At 55.3% G+C, this 24130-nt stretch carries 24 protein-coding genes and 1 tRNA gene; 18 read left to right on the forward strand and 7 right to left on the reverse strand.

Annotation, left to right across the window (positions count from 1 at the left end; all coding sequences use genetic code 11):
* Positions 1-10: 10 nt before the first annotated feature.
* Positions 11-487 carry a transcription elongation factor GreA gene (gene greA / locus ACQUQU_RS03220; RefSeq protein ID WP_430461813.1) on the forward strand — a complete coding sequence of 159 codons (477 nt, stop codon included), beginning with the start codon at positions 11-13 and terminating at the stop codon, positions 485-487.
* 64 nt (positions 488-551) lie between these two features.
* Here the strand turns inward: greA and ACQUQU_RS03225 are convergent, their stop codons facing one another.
* The 3 genes from ACQUQU_RS03225 to ACQUQU_RS03235 form a co-directional block, all read right to left on the reverse strand.
* The gene (locus ACQUQU_RS03225; RefSeq protein ID WP_430461814.1) at positions 552-1073 is read right to left on the reverse strand and encodes an acyl-CoA thioesterase; all 522 of its coding nucleotides are present in this window, start codon (positions 1071-1073) and stop codon (positions 552-554) included.
* Positions 1074-1171: 98 nt separating this feature from the next.
* Positions 1172-1687 carry a 3-hydroxyacyl-[acyl-carrier-protein] dehydratase FabA gene (gene fabA, locus ACQUQU_RS03230; RefSeq protein WP_430461815.1) on the reverse strand — a complete coding sequence of 172 codons (516 nt, stop codon included), beginning with the start codon at positions 1685-1687 and terminating at the stop codon, positions 1172-1174.
* Between the two features lie 130 nt (positions 1688-1817).
* Positions 1818-2936: a beta-ketoacyl-ACP synthase III gene (locus ACQUQU_RS03235; protein ID WP_430461816.1), complete on the reverse strand. Its 1119-nt coding sequence runs from the start codon at positions 2934-2936 to the stop codon at positions 1818-1820.
* 148 nt (positions 2937-3084) lie between these two features.
* On the opposite strand from ACQUQU_RS03235, the gene ACQUQU_RS03240 reads away from it, so the two are divergent.
* Positions 3085-3471 carry a hypothetical protein gene (locus tag ACQUQU_RS03240; RefSeq protein WP_430461817.1) on the forward strand — a complete coding sequence of 129 codons (387 nt, stop codon included), beginning with the start codon at positions 3085-3087 and terminating at the stop codon, positions 3469-3471.
* A gap of 1 nt (position 3472) precedes the next feature.
* Here ACQUQU_RS03240 and ACQUQU_RS03245 read toward each other — a convergent pair whose 3' ends face one another.
* Positions 3473-3775: a YhbY family RNA-binding protein gene (locus ACQUQU_RS03245; RefSeq protein ID WP_430461818.1), complete on the reverse strand. Its 303-nt coding sequence runs from the start codon at positions 3773-3775 to the stop codon at positions 3473-3475.
* A gap of 100 nt (positions 3776-3875) precedes the next feature.
* Here ACQUQU_RS03245 and rlmE point away from each other — a divergent pair, with 100 nt between their 5' ends.
* From rlmE to ACQUQU_RS03325, 16 genes are all read left to right on the forward strand, one after another.
* On the forward strand, positions 3876-4496 hold the full coding sequence (gene rlmE / locus ACQUQU_RS03250; RefSeq protein ID WP_430461819.1) for a 23S rRNA (uridine(2552)-2'-O)-methyltransferase RlmE: 621 nt from the start codon (positions 3876-3878) through the stop codon (positions 4494-4496).
* A 79-nt stretch (positions 4497-4575) separates the two neighbouring features.
* Complete coding sequence (ftsH, locus tag ACQUQU_RS03255) at positions 4576-6501, forward strand: ATP-dependent zinc metalloprotease FtsH (protein ID WP_430461820.1); 1926 nt, start codon at positions 4576-4578, stop codon at positions 6499-6501.
* A gap of 84 nt (positions 6502-6585) precedes the next feature.
* Positions 6586-7431 (forward strand): dihydropteroate synthase, encoded by an 846-nt coding sequence (folP, locus tag ACQUQU_RS03260; protein WP_430461821.1) that lies wholly within the window; start codon positions 6586-6588, stop codon positions 7429-7431.
* A gap of 2 nt (positions 7432-7433) precedes the next feature.
* Positions 7434-8768, forward strand: coding sequence for a phosphoglucosamine mutase (gene glmM, locus ACQUQU_RS03265; protein ID WP_430461822.1), 1335 nt, complete (start codon positions 7434-7436; stop codon positions 8766-8768).
* Positions 8769-8840: 72 nt separating this feature from the next.
* Positions 8841-9581: a triose-phosphate isomerase gene (gene tpiA, locus ACQUQU_RS03270; RefSeq protein WP_430461823.1), complete on the forward strand. Its 741-nt coding sequence runs from the start codon at positions 8841-8843 to the stop codon at positions 9579-9581.
* An 8-nt stretch (positions 9582-9589) separates the two neighbouring features.
* Complete coding sequence (gene secG / locus ACQUQU_RS03275) at positions 9590-9979, forward strand: preprotein translocase subunit SecG (protein WP_430461824.1); 390 nt, start codon at positions 9590-9592, stop codon at positions 9977-9979.
* A gap of 17 nt (positions 9980-9996) precedes the next feature.
* A tRNA-Leu gene (locus ACQUQU_RS03280) sits at positions 9997-10082 on the forward strand.
* Between the two features lie 308 nt (positions 10083-10390).
* On the forward strand, positions 10391-10798 hold the full coding sequence (gene rimP, locus ACQUQU_RS03285; RefSeq protein WP_430463008.1) for a ribosome maturation factor RimP: 408 nt from the start codon (positions 10391-10393) through the stop codon (positions 10796-10798).
* Positions 10799-10820: 22 nt separating this feature from the next.
* The gene (nusA, locus tag ACQUQU_RS03290; protein WP_430461825.1) at positions 10821-12317 is read left to right on the forward strand and encodes a transcription termination factor NusA; all 1497 of its coding nucleotides are present in this window, start codon (positions 10821-10823) and stop codon (positions 12315-12317) included.
* 27 nt (positions 12318-12344) lie between these two features.
* Positions 12345-14882 (forward strand): translation initiation factor IF-2, encoded by a 2538-nt coding sequence (infB, locus tag ACQUQU_RS03295; RefSeq protein WP_430461826.1) that lies wholly within the window; start codon positions 12345-12347, stop codon positions 14880-14882.
* 88 nt (positions 14883-14970) lie between these two features.
* A complete protein-coding gene (gene rbfA, locus ACQUQU_RS03300; protein ID WP_430461827.1) occupies positions 14971-15378 on the forward strand; it encodes a 30S ribosome-binding factor RbfA in 408 nt (135 codons plus the stop codon).
* Positions 15379-15386: 8 nt separating this feature from the next.
* Complete coding sequence (gene truB / locus ACQUQU_RS03305; protein WP_430461828.1) at positions 15387-16340, forward strand: tRNA pseudouridine(55) synthase TruB; 954 nt, start codon at positions 15387-15389, stop codon at positions 16338-16340.
* 101 nt (positions 16341-16441) lie between these two features.
* Positions 16442-16711, forward strand: coding sequence for a 30S ribosomal protein S15 (gene rpsO, locus ACQUQU_RS03310; RefSeq protein WP_430461829.1), 270 nt, complete (start codon positions 16442-16444; stop codon positions 16709-16711).
* Positions 16712-16963: 252 nt separating this feature from the next.
* The gene (gene pnp / locus ACQUQU_RS03315) at positions 16964-19072 is read left to right on the forward strand and encodes a polyribonucleotide nucleotidyltransferase (RefSeq protein ID WP_430461830.1); all 2109 of its coding nucleotides are present in this window, start codon (positions 16964-16966) and stop codon (positions 19070-19072) included.
* A gap of 169 nt (positions 19073-19241) precedes the next feature.
* Positions 19242-20219 (forward strand): hypothetical protein, encoded by a 978-nt coding sequence (locus tag ACQUQU_RS03320; protein ID WP_430461831.1) that lies wholly within the window; start codon positions 19242-19244, stop codon positions 20217-20219.
* Positions 20220-20319: 100 nt separating this feature from the next.
* Positions 20320-21099, forward strand: a complete 780-nt coding sequence (locus ACQUQU_RS03325; RefSeq protein WP_430461832.1) for a hypothetical protein — start codon at positions 20320-20322, stop codon at positions 21097-21099.
* A 52-nt stretch (positions 21100-21151) separates the two neighbouring features.
* Here the strand turns inward: ACQUQU_RS03325 and ACQUQU_RS03330 are convergent, their stop codons facing one another.
* The 3 genes from ACQUQU_RS03330 to ACQUQU_RS03340 all read right to left on the reverse strand — a co-directional run bounded on the left by ACQUQU_RS03330 (position 21152) and on the right by ACQUQU_RS03340 (position 24006).
* Positions 21152-21451, reverse strand: a complete 300-nt coding sequence (locus tag ACQUQU_RS03330) for a hypothetical protein (RefSeq protein ID WP_430461833.1) — start codon at positions 21449-21451, stop codon at positions 21152-21154.
* Between the two features lie 171 nt (positions 21452-21622).
* Complete coding sequence (locus ACQUQU_RS03335) at positions 21623-22453, reverse strand: PhzF family phenazine biosynthesis protein (RefSeq protein WP_430461834.1); 831 nt, start codon at positions 22451-22453, stop codon at positions 21623-21625.
* Positions 22454-22629: 176 nt separating this feature from the next.
* Complete coding sequence (locus tag ACQUQU_RS03340; protein WP_430461835.1) at positions 22630-24006, reverse strand: MBL fold metallo-hydrolase; 1377 nt, start codon at positions 24004-24006, stop codon at positions 22630-22632.
* Positions 24007-24130 lie beyond the last annotated feature (124 nt).

Below are 24130 nucleotides of genomic sequence, written 5' to 3' on the forward strand. Positions count from 1 at the left end.
TCGGAGCAGAATGCAAAAATTTCCCATGACGGTTGAAGGGGAAAAAGCTCTGCGTGATGAACTGCAGCGTCTGAAGACGATCGATCGTCCGAAGGTGATTGCGTCCATCGCAGAAGCGCGTGAACACGGTGATCTGAAAGAAAACGCTGAGTATCACGCGGCGCGTGAACAGCAGGGTTTTATCGAGGGCCGTATTCAGGATATTGAAGGCAAACTGTCGAACGCACAGGTCATTGATATCAAATCCATCGCGCATACCGGCAAGGTACTGTTCGGCAGTACCGTCAGCATCATTAACACTGAAACTGACGACGCTGTTGAATACCGTATCGTGGGCGAAGACGAAGCCGACATCAAAGCCAACCGCATCTCCATTACCTCACCCATCGCGCGTGCGCTGGTCGGTAAAGAAGAAGGCGATGTGGTCCGTGTTCAGGTACCAAGCGGTATCGTGGAATACGAAATTGATGAGGTTAAGCACATCTGATGGTGCTGGCTCCATAAAAAAACCGCGCATTGCGCGGTTTTTTTATGCCTGTGGTTCGGGCTGCTCAGGGGCATTTGATCAGCGGGATGTCGTCGAAGTCATCAGAGCCGTCATCACGCTCAATGGCTTTCATCATATCCTGCAGACGTTTCTGCGCCTGGCGACGTTTCAGGGCTTTGTTCCAGCGGCGAATCTGAACTTCCGACGTTGGCTCGAGCTTGGGCACAGGCGTCGGACGGTTGTCTTCGCCCATGGCCACCATGGTGAAGAAGCAGGTGTGGGTGTGACGTACTGTTTTCTGGCGGATGTCTTCGGCAATCACTTTAATGCCGATTTCCATGGACGTATTGCCCGTGTAGTTCACGGTTGCCAGGCAGGTGACCAGCTCACCGATGTGAATGGGTTGTTTAAACAGTACGTTGTCGACCGACAGGGTGACGGCGTAGTGGCCGCTGTAGCGCATGGCGCAGGTGTAGGCGACTTTGTCGAGCAGCTTGAGCAGCTCGCCGCCGTGCATGTTTCCGGAAAAGTTTGCCATATCCGGCGTGACCAGAACGGTCATTTCGGTCTGAATAATCTGTCCCACGATACGCTCTCACAGTTTGGGAGCGGCGATTTTACTGGAAATTCAGACTTAAAAAACCGTTGATTGGCTCTGTCAGCAATGACAGAGCCATTTGACCATCAGAAGTCTTCTGTGGAGGTAAACAGGCCTACGCGCAGGTCTTTGGCACTGTAAATTTCCCGGCCATCCACTTCCATGCGGGCGTCGGCGATGCCCATCACCAGTTTCTGTTCCATCACACGCTTGATGTCGATGCGGTAAGTGACGGTTTTGGCGGTTGGCAGAACCTGACCACGGAATTTCACTTCACCAGAGCCCAGTGCGCGACCGCGTCCCGGGTTACCACGCCAGCCGAGGAAGAAGCCAACCAGTTGCCACATGGCATCCAGGCCCAGACAGCCAGGCATCACTGGGTCGGTTTCAAAGTGGCAACCGAAGAACCACAGGTCCGGATTGATATCCAGTTCAGCGACAATCTGGCCCTTGCCGTAAGCGCCGCCTTCGTTACTGATGAGGGTGATACGGTCCATCATCAGCATGTTTGGCAGTGGTAACCGGGCGTTGCCTTCCCCGAATAATTCGCCGCGGCCACAGGCCAGTAATTCGTCCCGGGTGAAACTGCTTTGGCGGGTCATGTATTGTCCTCTTTATTAATACCACCATGATTATGCGATCACAGTGACACAATTACAGCTTGATGACCAATGAAGGTTTTTTGAAATTACGGAATAAATAACCCGCCGGAGCGCCGGCGGGTCTTGCGCGTCAGAGTTTTTCGACGAGCAGGCTGCCGATGGAGTAACCGGCACCGAAAGAGCAGATCAGACCTTTATCGCCGCTGACGAAATCGTCCTGATAACGGTGGAACGCGATCACAGAACCGGATGACGCTGTGTTGGCAAATTCATCCAGAACCACAGGTGCCTCGTTGCCTTCCGGCAGGCGGCCCAGCAGTTTTTTCACGGCGAACAGATTCATGTTGACGTTGGCCTGGTGCAACCACATGCGCTTCAGGGCGGATGCTTCGAGTTGGTTGTCGGCCAGCTGTCCCTCAATAAAGTTGGTCACCAGTGGCAGCAGTTCCTTGAACACCTTACGACCCTGCTGCTTAAAGGCGTAACGGTCTTCCGGTACGTTTTCGAAACAGTAGTCGGCGTAAGACGCTTCACAGCGGATGTTGTCGGAATACTGAGTGAACTGCTTGGTGTGCAGAATGCGGAAAGCGTGTTCTGGCTTGGCGGTTTCTTCCGGTTCCAGAATGGCGGCGGTTGCTACGTCGCCGAAAATAAAGTGACTGTCGCGGTCTTTGAAATTCAGGCCTGGCGTGGTGAATTCCGGGTTCACGAACAGTACGCATTTGGCAGTACCGGCTTTCAGGGCGGTGTAGGCGTTGATCAGGCCAAAGGTGGCTGATGAACAGGCGATACCCATGTCGTAGGCGAAGCCTTCGATGCCCAGTTCGCGCTGAATTTCGACGGACATGCCCGGATAGTCGCGCTGACGGAAGGTGCTGGAAACCACGATCATGTCGATATCAGCGGCAGTTTTACCGGCCTGTGCCATGGCATCACGCGCTGCGGCAACGCCCATGGTCACCATTTCCGGAGTCGAACCTTCCTGGGTCATCGGGAACACAGGGTGCATGATATCCGGGTTGATGATGCCATCTTTGTACATGGCATAACGGGCTTTGATGCCGGATGCCTTCTCGATAAATTCCGGGCTTGAATGAGCCAGAGCCTGAACGTCGCCCGCTTCGATGGCGGCGGCGTTCTTCTGGTTGAAGTTGTCTACGTATTGATTGAAGGCCGCTACCAGTTCTTCATTGGTGATGACGTGCGGCGGAACAAACAGACCGGTTCCTGAGATAACAATATTCGACATTAATAATATAACCCTTGTTATTACTGGTATCGGCTATAGGAGCGCCCTGAAGCCTGTGCGAGTTGTCCGCATTATCACCTGAAATAGTCCCCGTCTTCCAGCCAACCTTTGTTGTAAGCTTTGCTCAATGAGAGTAAGGAAATGACCTATGACCCGGCATTATTTAATTCTGTTGCGTACCTTCTGGCTGGGTGGCCTGTGGGGATGTGCCTATATCGTCCGGCCGTTGCTGGAGCATCGGGGGTTTTTCCCGGCCCATGGTATGGAGATCATGAATGTGATGGTTGGGCTGGGGCTGGTCAGTGGTTTGCTGATGTTGTTGCTGGCCCGATGGGCAAGCTTATTACGTTGGCGGGAAACACCGTTGCAGCTGTTGCTGGTGATGACTCTGCTGTCAGTTATGTATTTTGCTCTGCTTCCCTGGTGGAAGCTGCAGATGATGGTGGTGCACGCATTGTCCGTGCTGGGCATCTGGTGGCTGATGATTTCACCAGCTCGGGTGGTGAGCCGGGAGTGGTCTCCCGGCGAGACCTGAATTAACGCTTCAGGTTGGACAGCTTAGGATTGGCCTTCGGATTGCGGCGCAGCAGCAGGGCGGTGTTGCCAATCTGTTGCGGCATTTCCGCGCCAGTGATGCGCAGAATTTCTTCAATCACGGCTTTCTTCACCTCGCGGTCGCCGACGGATACCTTGATCTTGATGAGTTCGTGGTCATCCAGAGCGCGGTTCAGTTCGTCGATAACGCCTTCTGTCAGACCGTTGCTGGCGACAGTGACGATTGGATTCAGGGTATGACCAATCGCCCGGTAGGCCTTTTTCTGTTCGTTGGTTATTGCCATATAAGTTCGGAAGCCCGGTTTTCAGTGATAGAATGAGAGGTTCCCGGTCTGAACCGGGAAGCAATACCCCATTATACCCCAGAGTTAAGCAGGAGCCTGCATGGCGCGTTCAAAAAGCAGTGCTGAATGGCTGCGTGAGCACGTTGAAGACATCTATGTTCAGAAAGCCCAGCAGGACGGTTACCGTACCCGGGCAAGCTACAAGTTAATTGAACTGGACGAAAAAGATCAGCTCATCAAGCCCGGAATGACCATCATCGATCTGGGATCGGCCCCAGGTGGCTGGTCACAGGTGGTGTCACGCAAGCTGCAGGGCAACGGCGTGATCATCGCGTCTGATATTCTGCCAATGGATCCGATAGTCGACGTCAATTTCATTCAGGGCGACTTTACGGAAGAATCTGTTTTTGAAGAACTGATGGGAATTGTCAACGGACGTCCGGTGGACCTTGTAATCTCGGACATGGCCCCCAATATGAGTGGTCAGGCGTCTATTGATCAGCCCGGCTCCATGTATCTGGTGGAGCTGGCGCTGGATATGGCGCGTCAGGTACTGAAGCCCAATGGTCAGTTCGTCGCCAAAGTGTTCCAGGGGGACGGCTTTGATGAGTACATCAAAGAGGTCCGTAACTCCTTCAGTAAAGTGTTTATCCGTAAGCCTAAAGCATCCCGGGCGCGCTCCCGCGAGGTGTATGTGGTCGGGAAAGGTTTCCGCGCTTAGTTATTGCTTGCTAAGCTAATCAGTCTTGGGGTCACCGGCATCAGGCCGGCTGACGACAGCCAGTGAGGTGGTGCCGCGTATGGCAAAGAATTTCATTTTGTGGGCAGTGATAGCGGCTGTCCTGATGATGGTGTTCAACAACTTTCAGAACGTGGGGCGGGGCAAAGAGCTGTCCTACTCTGAGTTCATCTCTGCGGTGCAGAGTGGTCAGGTTGAACGGGTTACGATTGCCGGGCAGACCATCACGGGGCTGAATTCCAGCGGTGAGGGCTTTGAAACCATCCTGCCGGGTTACGATGACAAGCTGATGGACACCTTGCTGGATAATCACGTTCAGGTGGTGGGCGAGAAACCTGAAAAGCAGGGCTTCTTTACTCAGCTGTTGCTGGCGTCTCTGCCGATCCTGATCATTATCGCGGTGTTCATGCTGTTCATGCGGCAGATGCAGGGCGGCGCCGGTGGTAAGGGTGGCCCAATGGCGTTTGGTAAGAGCAAAGCCAAGCTGCTCAGCGAAGATCAGATCAAAACCACCTTTGAAGACGTAGCTGGCTGCGATGAAGCCAAAGAAGACGTAAAAGAGCTGGTCGAGTTCCTGCGTGATCCGGGTAAATACCAGCGGCTGGGCGGTAAGATCCCTCGTGGTGTGCTTATGGTGGGGCAGCCTGGTACTGGTAAAACCCTGCTGGCCAAAGCCATTGCCGGTGAAGCCCGTGTACCTTTCTTTTCTATCTCCGGTTCCGACTTCGTAGAAATGTTTGTCGGTGTCGGTGCCTCTCGTGTACGGGATATGTTTGATCAGGCCAAGAAGCAGGCGCCTTGTATCATCTTTATCGACGAAATCGACGCCGTGGGTCGTTCCCGTGGTGTGGGTATTGGTGGCGGTAATGACGAGCGCGAACAGACGCTGAACCAGCTGCTGGTTGAGATGGACGGCTTCGAAGTCAATGACGGCATCATTGTGATTGCCGCAACCAACCGTCCGGACGTACTCGACCCTGCGCTGCTGCGCCCGGGCCGTTTTGACCGTCAGGTGGTGGTTGGTCTGCCGGATATCCGCGGCCGTGAACAGATTCTGGGTGTGCACATGCGTAAGGTGCCGGTGGCTGATGATGTGAACGCCTCCGTGATTGCCCGTGGTACTCCGGGGTTCTCAGGTGCTGATCTGGCGAATCTGGTGAACGAAGCGGCGTTGTTTGCTGCCCGTGCCAACCGCAATCTGGTCACCATGGAAGAGTTCGAGAAAGCCAAGGATAAAATCCTGATGGGCGCCGAGCGTAAGACCATGGTGATGTCTGAGAAAGAAAAGGAAAACACCGCGTATCACGAAGCTGGCCATGCCATCGTGGGGCGTCTGGTGCCGGAGCATGATCCGGTTTACAAGGTCTCCATCATTCCGCGCGGCCGTGCGCTGGGTGTGACCATGTTCCTGCCGGAAGAAGATCGTCATTCCATCAGTAAGCGTGGTATCGAAAGTAATATTTGTTCCCTGTACGGTGGCCGTATTGCGGAAGAGCTGACGCTGGGTATGGATGGCGTAACGACCGGTGCCTCCAATGATATTGAGCGTGCGACCAAATACGCGCGCAACTACGTCACCAAGTGGGGGCTGTCCGAAAAACTCGGTGCGCAGTTGTACACCGAAGAAGAACAGAACGGCTACCTCGGCAGCAGTGGTGGCCGTCAGTTGTCGCATCTGTCGGATGAAACAGCCCGTGTGATCGATTCTGAAGTGAAATCGCTGCTCGATACCTGCTATCAGCGTGCGACTCAGATTCTGGTCGACAACCGAGACAAGCTGGAGCTGATGAAGGACGCACTGATGGAATATGAAACCATTGATGCCGATCAGATTGATGACATCATGAATGGTCATAAACCGCGTCCGCCGAAAGCCTGGTCGGGCAATAACGGCTCGGGCCCTTCAGCGCCTGCCGAGGAAAGCCGCGATATGGCCCGTGACGGTCATAATGATGCGGTCGGTGATGCGGCTGGTGAGCAGAGCTGATACCAGCGCCTGCGGTAACGGAAAGCGGCTTCGGCCGCTTTTCTTTTTTCCTGATTCTGAATTGTTGGTTTGTGGATTTTGCCTGTGGAACTGAAATGCGGTAACCGCTCGCTCGACTTGTCCTTGCCTCGAGTGATGGGGATTCTTAATGTCACGCCGGATTCGTTTTCGGATGGCGGTTGCTTTAACTCACTGGATCGTGCGCTTAAACGGGCAGAGCAGCTGCTGTTGGATGGCGCGGATATTCTGGATATCGGTGGCGAGTCGACCCGTCCGGGGGCTGCTCCTGTGTCAGAGCAGGAAGAGCTGGATCGTGTGATACCTGTGGTGGCTGCGATTGCCGAAAGACTGGATGTTGCCATCTCGGTTGATACCAGCAGTGCTCAGGTTATGCAGGCAAGTGCCGCAGCCGGAGCGCATTTGCTGAACGATGTGCGTTCGTTTACCCGCCACGGTGCGCTGGATGTCGCAGCTGCCAGCGGTTTACCCATTTGCATTATGCACATGAAAGGCGAGCCTCAGGTCATGCAGCAGGCTCCGCATTATGACGAGCCCATCGAAGAGGCGGTTTTCGCCTTTCTGCGGCAACAGGTTATCCGCTGTGAAGCGGCAGGAATTGACCAAGGTCGCATTCTGATCGATCCGGGCTTTGGCTTTGGTAAATCGCACGAGCATAATTACCGCCTGCTGAACCGGCTGGAGCATCTGCGCTCGCTGGGTTTACCTGTGTTGGCGGGGTTGTCACGCAAGCGCATGATCGGAGAGGCGACGGGGGTTGCCGGTGCCGATCAGCGTCTGCTTGGCAGTGTTGCTGGTGCTGTGATCTGCGCCATGAAGGGCGCGAAAATTTTGCGTGTGCACGACGTCAGGGAAACGGCAGAGGCCATCCGTGTTGTGCGCGCCACTTTGAAAGAAGGTTCTGAGGGATAGTAATGACAAGAAAGTATTTCGGAACAGATGGTGTTCGTGGTCGTGTTGGAGAGCATCCGATTACACCGGAATTCGTCATGAAACTCGGTTGGGCGGCAGGCAAAGTGTTCGCCGAGCAGGGCAAAAGTAAAATTATGATTGGCAAGGATACGCGCATCTCCGGCTACATGTTCGAGTCTGCGTTAGAGGCTGGTCTGGCGGCTGCTGGTGTTGATATCGGACTGTTGGGGCCGATCCCGACGCCGGGGATTGCTTATCTGACCCGTACTTTTCGTGCGCAGGCCGGTATTGTGATCAGTGCCTCGCACAACCCCTATTACGATAACGGCATCAAATTCTTTTCTGCCAGCGGTGAGAAATTACCGGATGAAACCGAGCTGGCGATTGAGTCCTGGCTCGATAAGCCGATGACGTGTGTGGAGTCCGCTCAGCTGGGCAAAGCCCGTCGCATTAATGATGCGGCTGGCCGTTATATTGAATTCTGCAAAGCCACGGCGAATTCGCTGAATCTGCGAGGCCTCAAAATTGTGCTCGACTGTGCCCATGGTGCGACCTATCAGATTGCGCCGGCTGTGTTCAGTGAGTTGGGTGCGCAGATCATCACGTTGGGTACTCAGCCTGATGGTCTGAACATCAATGACGGAGTGGGTTCGACAGAACCTGAAGCCCTGCGTGCCCGTGTACTGGCCGAGCAGGCCGATCTGGGTATTGCCTTTGATGGTGATGGCGACCGGGTCATGATGGTCGATCACCTCGGTAATCTGCTCGATGGCGATCAGCTGCTGTTTATTATTGCCACTCATGCCCATGCGCAGGGGCGGCTGGCGGGTGGCGTGGTCGGCACCCTGATGAGCAATCTGGGGCTTGAGCTTGGTCTTAAAGATCTGGGTATTCCTTTCCTGCGGGCGAAAGTTGGTGACCGTTACGTACTGCAGATGCTGAACGAGCACGGCTGGCGATTCGGTGGCGAATCGTCCGGGCATTTACTGTGTCTGGATGCCAACACCACGGGGGATGGTATTGTTGCAGCGCTGCAGGTTTTGCAGGCTGTGGCCGACAGTGGAGTGTCGCTGCATGAATGGCAATCGCGCATGGTGAAAATGCCGCAGACCATGATTAACGTTCGTCGCACCAAAGCGGTGGATATTAACGCGCACGCGGGTATTCAGGCGGCGGTGGCCGCGGCCGAAGATGCGATGAAAGGCCGTGGCCGAGTGTTGCTGCGTCCGTCCGGTACCGAACCTGTGGTGCGGGTGATGGTTGAGGGTGAAGACGCTGCGCTGGTTGAGGCTCAGGCGAAAACGCTGGCGGCGGTGGTCGAGGCAGAGCTGGCCTGATATGGCCGCTTTCCCTTGTCTCCCGTGGGCTTCTTGGATAGTATCTGCGCTCTTTGAATTTTGGGAAGCCTCATGCGTCGTCTGTTAGTTGCCGGAAACTGGAAAATGAATGCCTCGGTTACCTCAACCGAGCAGTTGTTGACAGGTGTTCTGGGACAGCTGGGCAGCGAGTGTGATGTTGCCGTGTTCCCGCCATTCCCGTATCTCGCTCAGGCTGTTCAGACCCTTGCCGGGTCTGGCGTGTCTGTGGGCGCACAGAATGTAGCCGCCGAAGAAGCGGGTGCATTTACCGGTGAGGTGTCGGCAGCCATGCTGGCGGATGTGGGCTGTCAGATGGCCATTGTCGGTCATTCTGAACGCCGCACTCTGTATGGCGAAAGCGATGAGCTGGTGCTGGCGAAAACCCGTCAGTTGCTGGCGCATGGTCTGGTGGCTGTTGTCTGTGTCGGTGAGACGCTGGACGAGCGCAAAGCGGGTCGCGAAGAAGCGGTGGTGGCAGCGCAGATGGCGTTGCTGATCCGTGATCTGGCGGTGGCTGACTGGGATCGTATCGTGCTGGCGTATGAGCCGGTGTGGGCGATCGGCACCGGTGAGACCGCAACCCCGGAACAGGCGCAGGCCATTCATGCGTTTATCCGTGCGCAGTTGCAGCAGGTTGGCGCGGACGTGGCGGAAAAAACCCGGATTTTATATGGCGGCAGTGTAAAAGCTGCCAATGCGGCTGAGTTGTTTGCTCAGCCGGATATTGATGGTGGTCTGGTCGGCGGTGCATCGCTCGACGCCACTGAATTTACTGGTATCTGTCGGGCTTAAGGGTCGTTATGGAATCGATTATTCTGGTTGTACACATTCTGCTGGCATTGGGCATCATTGGCTTTGTGATGCTGCAGCAGGGTAAAGGCGCAGACGCTGGTGCTTCATTCGGTGGTGGTGCGTCACAAACTGTTTTCGGTAGTCGTGGATCGGGTAACTTCCTGAGCCGCAGCACCGCCATTCTGGCGGCTGCATTCTTCATTACCAGTCTGGCACTGGGTGTTTACGCCAAGCAAAAAGCAGAATCTGTCTCTGATTTGGGAATTCCTAGTCAGGAAGTGATTGAAAAGCTTGAGAAAGATACCCCAGTTGTGGAAGAATACGCGCCGTCGTCAGATGCTCCGGAACTGGATGCATCAGCCGCTGATAAACCAGCAGCTGAAGACGCCGCCAAGTAAGATTGGCGACCTGTAGTGCGGATGTGGTGAAATTGGTAGACACGCCATCTTGAGGGGGTGGTGAGCCTAGCTCGTGCGAGTTCGAGTCTCGCCATCCGCACCAACTTATTCCGGAAAAGCGAACCTCTGTTCGCTTTTTCTGTTTAAAGCGCCTATAATGCGCGTGCTTTTAGAGAGCACTACTAAAAAGCCCCTCAAGTCAGGGGCTTTTTAGTAGTTGCTTTCCTGAGCAACCTGAACGGTTTTATACCGCTCAGGCGTCAAAGGAATCCTGCGTAAAAGCCGGGTTCCGGTCTGCGTCAGGCAGTAGCGGACTGGGCACAATGTTGCCCAGTTTTTGTTTGTGGTGAGGGTAGTTTTTTGGCAAAAGATACGCAGTTAATTGAACTGTTGAAGCCGGTCGTGGAATCCATGGGATTCGACTTCTGGGGCCTGGAGTTTCTGCCGCAGGGGCGTCGTTCCCTGTTGCGTATTTTTATTGATCACGCCGACGGTATTAACGTCGACCATTGTGCTCAGGTGAGCCGCCAGATCAGTGCAGTGATGGACGTAGAAGATCCGATCACTCAGGAGTATGTGCTTGAAGTATCATCTCCTGGCATGGATCGTCCGTTATTCACACTCGAACAATTCCAACAGTACGCAAATCACATTATCGAGTTGCGTCTGCGCATGCCTTTCGATGGGCGTCGAAAATTCAAAGGCCAGTTAATCGGTGTTGAGCAGGAAGATGTTGTTCTGGTCGTAGACGACCACGAATATTTACTGCCCATCGAGCTGATTGAAAAGGCCAATGTTGTTCCACAATTCAAGGATTAAGGTTGCAGAGCGAGGCTAGAAGATGAGCAAAGAAATTCTCCTGGTCGCGGAAGCGGTTTCCAACGAAAAGGGCGTTTCAAAAGAAATTATTTTTGAAGCGATCGAGTCTGCCCTGGCAGCGGCCGCCAAGAGGCGCTACGAAGACGAAGAAGCCACTATCCGCGTGGATATTGACCGTAAAAGCGGTGATTACAAAACTTACCGCAGCTGGCTGGTGGTCAGTAACGATGTTGTGCCAGGTCTCGGCGACGAGCTGACCCTGCAGGAAGCGCACGAAATCGATACCAATCTGCAACCTGGTGACACCTACGAAGTTCAGATTGAAAACCCGGATTTCGGCCGTATTGCGGCGCAGGCAGCCAAGCAGATCATCGTGCAGAAAGTCCGTGAAGCGGAACGCGCACAAATCGTTGAACAATACGAAGACCGCGTTGGTGAGCTGATTAACGGCACTGTTAAAAAAGTGACACGTGACAACCTCATCATTGATCTGGGCAACAACGCCGAAGGCCTGATGCCGAAAGACCAGCTGATTGGCCGTGAAGTGATGCGCATGGGCGACCGTGTTCGCGCCATTCTGCATGCTGTGCGTCCGGAAAATCGTGGTCCTCAGCTGATTCTGAGCCGCACCTGCCCGGAAATGCTGATCGAGCTGTTCCGTATTGAAGTACCGGAAATTTCCGAAGAGGTTATCGAAATCAAAGGTGCTGCCCGAGATCCGGGTTCCCGCGCCAAGATTGCGGTAAAAACCAACGACAAGCGTATCGACCCTGTGGGTGCGTGTGTGGGCATGCGCGGTGCGCGTGTTCAGGCCGTGACCAACGAACTGGGTGGTAACGAGCGTATTGATATCGTGCTGTGGGACGATAACCCGGCACAACTGGTGATCAACGCCATGGCTCCGGCCGAAGTGGCGTCCATCATCATGGACGAAGAAACCAACACCATGGACGTTGCAGTCGCAGCGGACAATCTGGCTCAGGCCATTGGTCGTGGTGGTCAGAACGTGCGCCTGGCGTCGGAACTGACCGGTTGGGAAATCAACGTCATGACCGAAGAAGATGCTCAGGAGAAACAATCTCAGGAAGCATCCGGCTATATCGAAGGATTCATGAAGTCTCTGGATCTGGATGAAGAGTTCGCCACCCTGTTGGTGGAAGAAGGCTTCACCACTCTGGAAGAGATCGCCTACGTTCCGATTGAAGAACTGCTGGACATTGATGGTCTGGACGAAGACGTCGTGAACGAACTGCGTAACCGTGCCAAAGACGTACTGCTGACTCAGGCCCTGGTGTCTGAAGAGAAGCTGGACAATGCAGAACCAGCAGACGATCTGCTGAACATGGAAGGTATGGATAAACACCTGGCGCTCGTACTGGCCAGCAAAGGTATCTGTACGATGGAAGACCTGGCCGAGCAATCCATCGATGACCTGCTGGACATCGAAAGCATGACTGAAGAAAAAGCCGCCGAACTCATCATGACGGCGCGCAAGCCCTGGTTTGAGGGCAGCAACTAATTTACCCGCTCGGCATAGGAGAAACGTATGGCAGATGTAACGGTTAAAGAACTCGCCGACGTGGTTGGGACCAGCGTAGAGCGACTGCTGTCCCAGATGAAAGAAGCAGGCCTGCCTCAGTCAGAGGCAGCTCAGACTGTTTCTGATGATCAGAAACAGGCCTTGCTGGTTTTTCTGAAGAAAAGCCATGGTGATGCTGCTGAAGCACCCAAAAAGATTACGCTCAAGCGCAAAGTGACCACTACCCTGAAAACCGGTAGTGGTGCGAAGAAAACTGTGTCCATTGAAGTGCGCAAAAAGCGCACTTACGTGAAGCGCGAAGAGCTGGAAAAAGAAGCCGAAGTGGCTGCGGAAGCAGCGGCAGACGCCGTAGCGGACGCTGTGGTTGAAGCGCCGGTGGCAGCGGAAGCGGCTCCGGTGGTGGAAGCCGCACCTGTGGTGGCGATAGCGGTTGCTGAAGAAAAAGCGGCAGACGCGGTTAAGCCTCGCACCGACAAGGCAGCGAAACCATCCAAACCGGCCACTGCGAAAGCGCCGGTAGAAGAAGACGCTGCGCAGAAGCGTGCGGAAGCCGAAGCTCTGGCTGCCCGTCAGGAAGACGCCCGTAAGAAATCGTCCAAAGCACCTGAAAAGAAACGCCCTGCGTTCCGTGAAGAAGGTCGCTTCCGTGATGACGACAACGACGACAGCAGCGATTTCAATCGTCGCCGTGGTGGCAAAGGCGGTAAAGGCGGCGCGAAATTCGGTAAGTCTGGTCGCGGTAAAGGCAATTCAAACGAACATGCCTTCACCCGTCCGACGGCCCCTGTGGTTCACGAAGTGGAACTGCCGGAAGCCATTACCGTTGCTGATCTGGCGGCCAAAATGGCCGTTAAAGCCGGTGAAGTGATCAAGACTCTGATGAAGATGGGCGTTATGGCGACCATCAACCAGATTCTGGATCAGGACACTGCCACTCTGGTGGTGGAAGAAATGGGTCACAAAGTGACCAAGCTGATTGCTGAAAACCAGCTGGAGCAGGATGTAACCGACGCTGTGACCTACAGCGGCGAAGAAACCACCCGTGCTCCTGTAGTAACCGTAATGGGTCACGTTGACCACGGTAAAACCTCTCTGCTCGACTACATTCGCCGCACCCGTGTGGCGTCTGGCGAAGCCGGCGGTATTACTCAGCACATCGGTGCGTACCACGTAGAGACCGGCCACGGCATGGTGTCCTTCCTGGATACCCCAGGCCACGCCGCGTTTACTGCGATGCGTGCCCGTGGTGCGCAGGCCACTGACGTGGTGATTCTGGTGGTGGCAGCGGACGATGGCGTAATGCCGCAGACCGTTGAGGCCATTCAGCACGCTCAGTCTGCGGAAGTGCCGATCGTGGTTGCTATGACCAAGATCGACAAAGAAACCGTCGACGTTGACCGTGTTAAGAACGAACTGGCCGCGCGCGGTGTGATTCCAGAAGACTGGGGTGGTCAGGTACCGTTTATCGGTGTTTCGGCCAAAACCGGTGTCGGTATCGACGATCTGCTCGAAGCCGTACTGCTGCAAGCCGAGATTCTGGAGCTGAAAGCGCACTTTACCGGTCCTGGTCAGGGTGTGGTGGTGGAATCCCGTCTGGACAAAGGTCGTGGCCCGGTTGCCACCCTGCTGGTTCAGAACGGTACTCTGAAGAAAGGCGACATCGTACTGGCTGGTACCTGTTACGGTCGTGCCCGTGCGTTGCTGGATGAGAACGGTCAGCAGGTTGAATCCGCTGGTCCGTCTATCCCGGTTGAGATTCTGGGTCTGAACGGTACACCAGACGCTGGCGACAACTTCATGGTTGTGGAAAGCGAGAAGAAAGCCCGTGAAGTGGCCGAATTCCGCGAAAACAAAATGAAGGAACAGATTCAGCAGCGTCAGCAGGCTGCCAAGCTGGATGCACTGTTCGCCGGTATGGGTGAAGGTCAGCAGGCGAGCCTGAACGTTGTGGTGAAAACCGACGTACGTGGTTCTCTGGAAGCCATCGTGTCTTCCCTGCAGAAACTGGCTACCGATGAAGTGCGCGTCAACGTGGTTGCTTCCGGTGTCGGTGGTATCACCGAAACTGATGCGACTCTGGCGGTTGCTGCCAGCGCGGTTGTGTTCGGCTTCAACGTGCGTGCCGACAATGCGGCCAAGCGTGTGGTCGAAAACGGTGGCGTTGATATGCGTTACTACAGCGTGATCTACGATCTGCTGGACGACGTGAAGCAAGCCATGGCTGGTCTGCTGGCGCCTGAACTGCGTGAAGAGATTGTCGGTATCGCCGAAGTGCGTGATGTCTTCAACTCACCTAAGTTCGGTCAGATCGCAGGCTGTATGGTCATCGACGGCAGCGTGCACCGTAACAAGAAAATCCGTGTACTGCGTGACAACGTGGTGATTTACGAGGGTGAACTCGAATCGCTGCGTCGCTACAAAGACGACGTTAACGAAGTTCGTCAGGGCATGGAATGTGGTATCGGCGTGAAGAACTATCAGGACGTCCGCCCGGGCGACCAGATCGAAGTCTTCGACGTCAAAGAAGTGGCCCGTACACTCTGATCCACAGACACTGACGACCAGTACCCCAGAGCCCGGACCTTCCGGGCTTTGGTGTCTCTGCAAGACGGGCTTTGCCCGGGAGTAAACAATGCCAAAAGAATACAGCCGTACCACCCGCCTCGCGGAACAGATTCAGCGCGAACTGGCGCAGATGATTCAGTTCGGAATGAAAGACCCGCGTCTGGGTATGGTCACCCTGAACCACGTGAAAGTGGCCAAGGATCTGGGTTATGCCGATATTTATTTCACCGTGATGGGCGCCAAAGGCGAAACCGAAGGTGATATCCGTAAGCAGACCTCGTCCATTCTGAACGACGCCTCGGGTTACCTGCGCAGCGAACTGTCGCGCATCCTGAGCACCCGCATTACCCCGCACCTGCGTTTCCATTACGACGAAACCCTGGATCGCGGTATGCACCTGACCAGCCTGATCAAAAAGGCCACGGACGAAGATAAATCCCGTCATCACGACGATGAGAGTGGCGACGCGGAGTAAGCATTCGCATGGCGAAGCAGAAAAAAGGCCGTGTTGTTAACGGCATCGTGGTGATCAACAAGCCGCTCGGCTTGTCGTCCAATCAGGTTCTGCAGCGGGTTAAGCGTCTGTTTAACGCACAGAAAGCCGGACACACCGGCGCGCTCGATCCGCTGGCCACTGGCGTCTTGCCCGTTTGTCTGGGCGAAGCTACTAAGTTTTCCCAGCTGCTGCTCGATTCCGACAAAGCCTACGACACCACAGCCACGCTGGGTGAAGTGCGCTCCACCGGCGATGCCGAAGGCGAAGTGCTGCGCACTGCCGATGTGCCGGCACTGGTTAACGCAGAACTCGAAGCCTTACTCGACCGCTTCCGCGGCGAAGTAGAGCAGGTACCGCCGATGTTTTCCGCGCTGAAAATGGACGGCAAACCGCTGTACGAGCTGGCCCGTCAGGGTATGAGCGAAGCGGAAATGAAAGCCGTGGCGGAAAAGAAACGGCGCGTGATTACCGTGTTCGAACTGCTGCTGCGTGATCAGCGTGAGTACGAACTCGACCTGTCAGTCAGTTGCTCCAAGGGCACCTATATCCGCACCCTGGTGGAAGACATTGGCGAAGCCATTGGCTGCGGTGCCTACGTCAGCCGTCTGCACCGCACTCAGTGCGGACCGTTTCATAGCAGACAGATGATTACGCTCGAAGAGCTCGAAGCGCTGGCGGAGCAGGGCGATGGCGCACTCGATGCTGCGTTGCTGCCACCGGAAACCGCCTTGCCGGGCTGGCCGGAAACCCTGCTCGACTATGCTCAGGCCGACAGCATGCTGCACGGTCAGCCAGTAAAGACTGGCTTAGCTGACAGTCCTTCTGTACAATTATGGGCCGTTTACCCGGGTGTCCGTTTGCTGATCGGCATTGGCCGTATCGAAAACGGGCTTATCAAGGCGCAGCGTCTGTTTCAGATTGCTCTGCCCAAGCCTGAGTAAACACGCCGGAAGGCACCACATCCCACTGTTGATGTGCACGGTGGCGATGCTTTTTAAACAGTCAGGGTAATCCCTGATGCACATTCACTGGAGTAAGAAAGATGGCATTATCTGCTGCTCAGAAAGCTGAGATTGTTAAAGAGTACCAAACCGCTGAAGGCGATACTGGTTCTCCTGAAGTTCAGGTTGCTCTGCTGACCCACAACATCGTAGGCCTGCAGGACCACTTCAAAGCGCACGGTAAAGATCACCACTCCCGTCGTGGTCTGATCCGCATGGTTAACCAGCGTCGTAAACTGCTGGACTACCTGAAGCGCAAAGATGCTACCCGTTACACCGCTCTGATCGGTCGTCTGGGTCTGCGTCGCTAAGATCTCGCTTGCAGCAAAAGCCCTACGGGGCTTTTGTTGTATCTGGCTGGCCACGTTTATAACGCTGGCCGCAATGCTGGTATTTCGCCGCTTTCTTGTATTTGCCTGCCACGCTGTGGTGCCAACCCCACCCTGAAATCAGGACGTGGTGGTGCTTCTAATTATTGGTTTTCCGTTGTTAGCGGATGAGAGCCAATACTTAGAAGCACCGGCAGTCAGCAGGATGATTAATTTAAAGGAAATTCATACTGTATGAGCACAAAACCTGTTGCTAAGACTAAAACCTTCCAGTTCGGTAAAGACACCGTCACTCTGGAAACCGGTCGTATCGCCCGTCAGGCTGACGGCGCTGTTCTGGCCACCATCGGTAAAACTCAGGTTCTGGCGACCGTTGTAGCCGCCAAGAGCACCAAGCCAGGTCAGGACTTCTTCCCACTGTCCGTTCACTACCAGGAAAAAATGTACGCCGCTGGCCGTATTCCTGGCGGTTACCTGAAGCGTGAAGGCCGTCCTTCTGAAAAAGAAACCCTGACTTCCCGTCTGATCGACCGTCCGATCCGTCCGCTGTTCCCGGAAGGTTTCATGAACGAAGTTCAGGTGATCCCGACCGTCATGTCTTCTGAGAAAGGCGTTGATCCGGACATCTGTGCCATGATCGCTGTGTCTGCCGCTCTGGCCGTTTCCGGTGTGCCGTTCAACGGTCCTATCGGTGCCGCCCGTGTTGGTTTCACCGACGACGAAGGCTACCTGCTGAACCCAACCGATGCTCAGCTGGAAGAATCCCTGCTGGACATGGTGGTTGCCGGTACCAAAGACGCCGTGCTGATGGTTGAATCCGAAGCCGACGAACTGACCGAAGACGAAATGCTGGGTGCTGTTCTGTTCGCACACACTGCGTTCCAGAGCGCCATCACCGCCATCAACGAATGGACTGCCGAACTGGGCGTTCAGCGTTGGGACTGGTCTGCTGAAGCCCGTAACGAAGCTCTGTACTCTGCGGTAAAAGCAGAAACTGCAGCCGCTATCAGCGAGGCTTACACCATCTCCGACAAGATGGCCCGTTACGGCCGTCTGGACGAAGTTAAAGCCGCTGCTGTTGAAAAACTGGCAGCCAAAGAAGGCGAAGAAGGCTTCTCTGCCGATGAAATCGCCGAAATGGTTGGCACCCTGAAGTACGAAATCGTACGTCAGCGTGTTATCGACGGCGCGCCACGTATCGACGGTCGTGACAACGACACCGTACGTCCGTTGACCATCGAAACCGGCGTGCTGAAAACCACACACGGTTCTGCGATTTTCACCCGTGGTGAAACTCAGGCGATCGTTGCCACCACTCTGGGTTCTACCCGTGATGCGCAGATGATCGACTTCCTACACGGCACCAAAGACGATCCATTCCTGTTCCACTACAACTTCCCTCCATTCTCTGTGGGTGAAGCTGGCCGTATGGGTTCTCCAGGTCGTCGTGAAATCGGTCACGGTCGTCTGGCCCGTCGTGGTGTGCAGGCGATGATGCCTTCTCAGGACGAATTCCCGTACACCGTACGTGTGGTGTCTGAGATCACCGAATCCAACGGTTCTTCTTCTATGGCGTCTGTGTGTGGTGCTTCTCTGGCACTGATGGACGCTGGTGTACCGATCAAGGCGCCAGTGGCTGGTATCGCCATGGGTCTGGTAAAAGAAGGTGAGCGTTTCGCTGTTCTGACCGACATCCTGGGTGACGAAGACCACCTGGGCGACATGGACTTCAAAGTAGCCGGTACTGACGAAGGTATCACTGCACTGCAGATGGATATCAAGATCGAGGGTATCACCGAGCAGATCATGGAAATCGCCCTGGAAAAAGCCAAGGCTGCCCGTCTGCACATTCTGGGTGAAATGAATCAGGTGATCTCTGAGCCGCGTAAAGAGCTGTCTGCTAACGCGCCGACCATGACCACCATGAAGATTCCGTCAGACAAGATCCGTGAAGTGATCGGTAAAGGCGGTGCCACCATCCGTGACATCACCGACAAATCCGGTGCGTCCATCGACATCAATGACGACGGCGAAATCAAAATCTTTGCTGCTGGCAAAGAAGCGGCTGACATCGCTCGTGGCATGATCGAAGCCATCACTGCCGAGATCGAAGTAGGCACTACCTACACAGGTAAAGTGAGCAAGATCGTTGATTTCGGTGCCTTCATCACCGTTCTGCCTGGTAAAGATGGTCTGCTGCACATCTCCCAGATCAGCGAAGAGCGCGTTGAAAACGTATCTGACTACCTGAAAGAAGGCCAGATTGTGAACGTATTGGTTGCCGACGTGGATCCGAAAGGCCGCATCAAGCTGACCATGAAAGGCGTAGAACAACCTGCCTGATAACCCGCTTAACCGCGAGTAATAAAGAAACCGCCTCCGGGCGGTTTTTTTATGTTTCTTACCTGAGCTTTATCACGTTTTGCTGTTTCGCTGGATGCGGAGTGAATACCGGTTCGGTTACTATTTACCCGGTTTTTACAAGGAACTCTCGTTGAGGAGAAAGGACACCATGAACGCTTTTCGTATGTTAACCCCGCTTGCTTTTGTTCTGCTGACCGCCTGTGGCAGCAGCTCCGACTCCGACAGTGGCGTCGATTACAAAGGCATTACTACCGCCGCCACTATCTCTGACAGCAATAAATCGGCACTGGCTGACAGCAGTTCAGAACTGGTTGTGTTTGCGGTGCAATCTGAAAACTCAAGTGATTCGCTGGATAACCTGCCATACGGTATTCAGGTTTCGTCGGTGGATCCTGAACTGATCAGTCAGGCAAAAGCCTTCGCAGATGCGATTGATCCGACCACTCTGGGCAACGTACCTGTGGGTGCGAGTGGCAGCGCAACCGTGGACGGCGATTGTGGTGGCAGCGCAACCATCTCCGGTTCCGAAAACGACCTGACCATCAGTTACAGCAGCTTCTGTATTGATCTGTTCGACGATGAAATGGTTGCCAGCGGCAAGCTGCGCATGCAGAGCTCTGTCAGCGGCTCGACAGAGCGTTTCACCATCACCTACACGAATTTCTCGATGTCAGTGGGCGGTGAGTCCTTCTCGATTTCCGGCACTCTGGTCAGTGAAACCAACACAGAGACCGATCTGGAAACCTACAGCAGCTGGAATCTGACCATCACCGCCGACGGTGTCACCACGCGCAGCGCAGGCAGTGTTACCTGTACGTCAGAAGACAACTGCACCTACACCGAACAGTTCGAAGGAGCCGATGGTGAAACCTACCAGGTGGCGGATCTGGACGTGGCTGGCAACAGCAGCACAGGTTACGACATTTCCGCGACCTTCTACGATCCGGACTATGGCTATGTTGAACTCACCGCCAGCGACATTCTGCTGTGTGACGACGGCAGCATCGCTTCTGGAACCATTACCCTGACCGACGAAGACGATAATGTTCTGACCATTACTTTCAATGGCTGTGGTCAGGACGCGACCGTGACGCTGAGCGGTGTGGCCGAAGTTATTGCGCAATAAGCGCATGACGATGTATCCCGGCCCGAACAATGGAGGCTGCCTGAGGGCAGCCTCCGTTTTTTTCAGGGGGTTGCTCTTTCCGGCCTTGTGCAAGGCGCGGGTGGCGGCTCTGCTGGCCGTTCTGGTAGCGGCACCGGCCGTGTGCTCGGCGAATTCGTTATCGGCGCAATGGCAGCAGGATTACCGTCTGTACAAGGAATTCTCGGAATCCGGCCACGAACTGGATCGCGAGTCTGGCTGGTTGCCAGCGCTGGCGCTCAGTGGCGAAGGCGACCTGTCGGATGCGGTATCGGTATCCGCAGGCTTACGCGTCAGTGATGGCCGCCTGAATTATCAGGGCCAGACGCAGAACGGCTCGGCGCTGAATACCCAGGCTGGGGCTGTGTATCAGGAGCAACAGTTGGGACTTGGTTATACCACGGCGGGCTACGGCGTCTGGTCGGGCGGGCTTTACCGCCAGCGTTGGTCGCGGGATATCCGTCCCACGACGGCGAGTGCTCAGCTTAAGGAGTTCTATGACTGGTATGGCCCCTGGCTCGCCGCGACAGCGCACTGGCAGAAGGAAAGCTGGCAGGGCAGTGTGCGTCTTGAAGGGCGCTACCGTTTTGCCGGGCAGCTGACACTGGACCTGCAGGAACAAGGGCTGGGTAAGCCGGACATTACACTGCAGGGCGGCGGCTCATTGCGGTTGCTGAACCACGCGCAGTTCGCCTTGAGTCGTTACTGGTCGTTGTCGCTGTCGGCCGGACTCGAAGGAGCCCGGTATCCGCGCTCAGAGACAGTCGATGTCCGTTCCGGCAGTCGCATCATACATCTCGCGGAACCGGAATCGCTCGAGTGGCGTTTGCAGCTTGGGGCAGGTGCGGACTTTGTCTGGTAGACCGGCTGATTCTATGTGCCAGATCGGCAGATTATCTGGATATCTGCGTGGATCAGGCGAACACATCAACAAAGCGCCCCTTACGGCCGTCGCTGTCGTCTGCGGTGATCAGGAAATCCCGTACGCTGTCCGGGCTGTTCTGACGCAGTGCCTGACGTTGCTGACCCTGCTGCAGGTCGGCGTCATCCGGGTAGGCGGGAATAAACTCCGCGGCTTTCCGCACGGGCTGCGCGTCACGCGCCTGCGTTGATTGACTGGCGCCTGTCGGGTTGGCCGATGCCTGATTACCCGTACCGCTTTGTGCCGGTGCGGGTATCACGCTGTACAGGGCGGAGTTGTTGACGCTGTCCATATCGCACGGGTCGGTAAGTTGGGGGCTGAACCGACACTATAGTCCGGCCTCTGCAGCCCGTCTTCTGTCAGGATTTTGCCGGGTATTTTCGCCCATTTTTCCGGCATTTTTCCGGCGCATCGGCCCGTTTCGGCCCACACCCTCAGCGGGCAAGGAATCAACGCCGGATCGTCAGCCCGGTAAGGTGATGGTCCCGCGCAGAAAGAGAAAGCAGTGGCCGCCAATGTGCACACGGTCGTCAGTCAGCTGCAGAGAAACATCGCCCCCCCGGTTTGAGCATTGCCATGCCGTCATCTGCCGCAATCCGGATTTTGTGTGCCAGTAGGGCGCCAGCGTACAGAAGGATGAACCGGTCACCGGGTCTTCGTTAATGCCCTGACGCGGCGCGAAAAAGCGGCTGACAAAGTCGTAGCCCGCTGTCCGGGCTTTGGCGGTGATGGTAACGGCAAATACATCCAGTTCTGCCAGCGCGGCGAAATCCGGCTGACAGTGAATCACCGCGTCTTCGTCGGCCAGCTCGACCACCAGATCACGGGCTTGCTGTGCATGGACGACGCTCTGTCCGAGCGCGCGGCTTAATAGCGCCATCTGGTCCGGGGTTGCGGGACGCTCTGCCGCGCGCTGCGGAAAGTTGAGCCACAGGCGCTGGTTGCTGTTGTCAGGCGTTTCCGTGTCGCGGCTGACACTGAGGTCGCCGATACCGCAACGGAATGGCAGCTCAGCACGTTCGTCCCCCAGCTCAGACACGATCACCCAGGCTGACGCCAGCGTCGCGTGCCCGCACAGGTCCACTTCGGTGGTCGGGGTGAACCAGCGGATGTGATAGACGTCGTTTTCTTTTACAAAAAAGGCGGTTTCCGACAGGTTATTTTCCGCGGCAATGGCCTGCATCACCTCATCGCTCAGCCAGCGTTGCAGTGGCACGACCGCCGCCGGGTTACCGCTGAACGACGTGGCCGTACGTCGGGTAAAGGCATCGACCTGATACATCGGCAATTGCATGATCTGTCTCCTGAATGAGCACCTGTTGAACGAGTGATTATGAGGCTAAACAGGCGGGCTAAACACCACAACAGGGAATTTCAGCGGGATATTGCCGGGCGGCATTTAACAAGCAATGCAAATACGGATGCGATGAAAGCAGGCGCAACCGGGGCATAAGCCCCGGCTTCGTGTTGTCAGTCGTTCTGCAGCAGAGCGATATCCAGATATTCCGGCACTTCCACATCCCAGTGCAGCTCGTCTTTTAAATGGCGGCGCATGGCGTCGGCGGCACAGGCTTCACCGTGGGTGATAAAGACTTTTTTCGGTTTGCCCGGCATTTTTTTCAGCCACTCGCTGATTTCCTGATAATCGCCATGGCTGGATAACGCCGACAGGTTGGCGATTTCTGCTTTCACCGGGAAATACTGCCCGTGAATTTTAATGTGGTCCGCGCCGTGGGTCAGGGCATCGCCGCGCGTGCCCGCCGCCTGATAGCCAAGAAACAGCACAGAGTTTTTCGCATCGCCCACCAGGGTTTTCAGATGGTGCAGTACCCGGCCGCCGCTGGCCATGCCACTGGCGGATATAATCACCGACGGGTATTTACGGTTATTCAGCTCAATCGATTCTTCCACCGTTTTAATGTAGGTGGTCATATCGTCCATACGCTTGCAGTCGTCGCGGGTCAGTTTATGCAGGTCGGCACGGTCGAAGAAAATCTGAGTCGCACTGATGGCCATCGGGCTGTTCAGATACACAGGCATGGTCGGAATGCGGTTTTCGGCGCGTAATTTCTGCAGAATATGAAGTACCAATTGTGCGCGACCAACGGCAAATGCCGGCATCAGCACAATGCCGCCGCGGTTGGCGGTGCGGTTGATGATATCGGCAATGGCGGCTTCGGCGTCGATTTCTTCGTGCAGGCGATCACCGTACGTGGATTCCACAACCAGATAGTCCGTTGCGGCCAGTGGCTGCGGCGGGTACATGATTTTATCGTTGCTGCGCCCGACGTCGCCGCTGAAGGTGATGCTGGTGCCCTGATATTCCAGGCGAATGGCACAGGCGCCCAGAATATGCCCGGTCGGGGTAAAGGTGGCTTTCATACCGCCGGGTAATTCCAGCGTGGCACCCTGTTCCAGATGCTTGAACAGTTTTAATACTTTGCGTGCATCTTCTTCGGTGTACAGAGGTTCGGCCGGTTCGTGTTTGCTGAATTTCTTTTTGTTGGCGTATTTGGCGTCTTCTTCCTGCAGGAAGCCGGCATCGGGTAACAGCACTTTGCACAACGCGTGCGTGGCTTCCGAGCAATAAACCGTGCCGTGAAAACCGTCTTTCATCAGCGCCGGTAAAAAGCCGGAGTGGTCAATGTGCGCATGGGTCAGCAACACGGCGTCAATGGCGGCGGCAGGAAAGGGTAATTCGTTCCAGTTGCGGCGACGGATATTTTTAATGCCCTGAAATAATCCGCAATCGATCAGAATTTTATAGCGGTCGTACTTCACCAGATATTTAGAACCGGTAACGGTTCCGGTCGCGCCGATAAACTGAACCTGAAAGGGTGCCTGCATGTCGATTCCCTGCCTGTGATGACCATCATTAAGACCCTGCACAGTAAAGTCGTGGGTCAAACTCAGAGTTTCATTCTGGCAGAAGTAAACCCGCGTGAGAAATGTGGCAATATCCTTCGTTGAT

Origin of the sequence: Thalassolituus sp. LLYu03, from assembly GCF_050507655.1 — a bacterium.
GTDB lineage: Bacteria > Pseudomonadota > Gammaproteobacteria > Pseudomonadales > Oceanobacteraceae > Venatoribacter.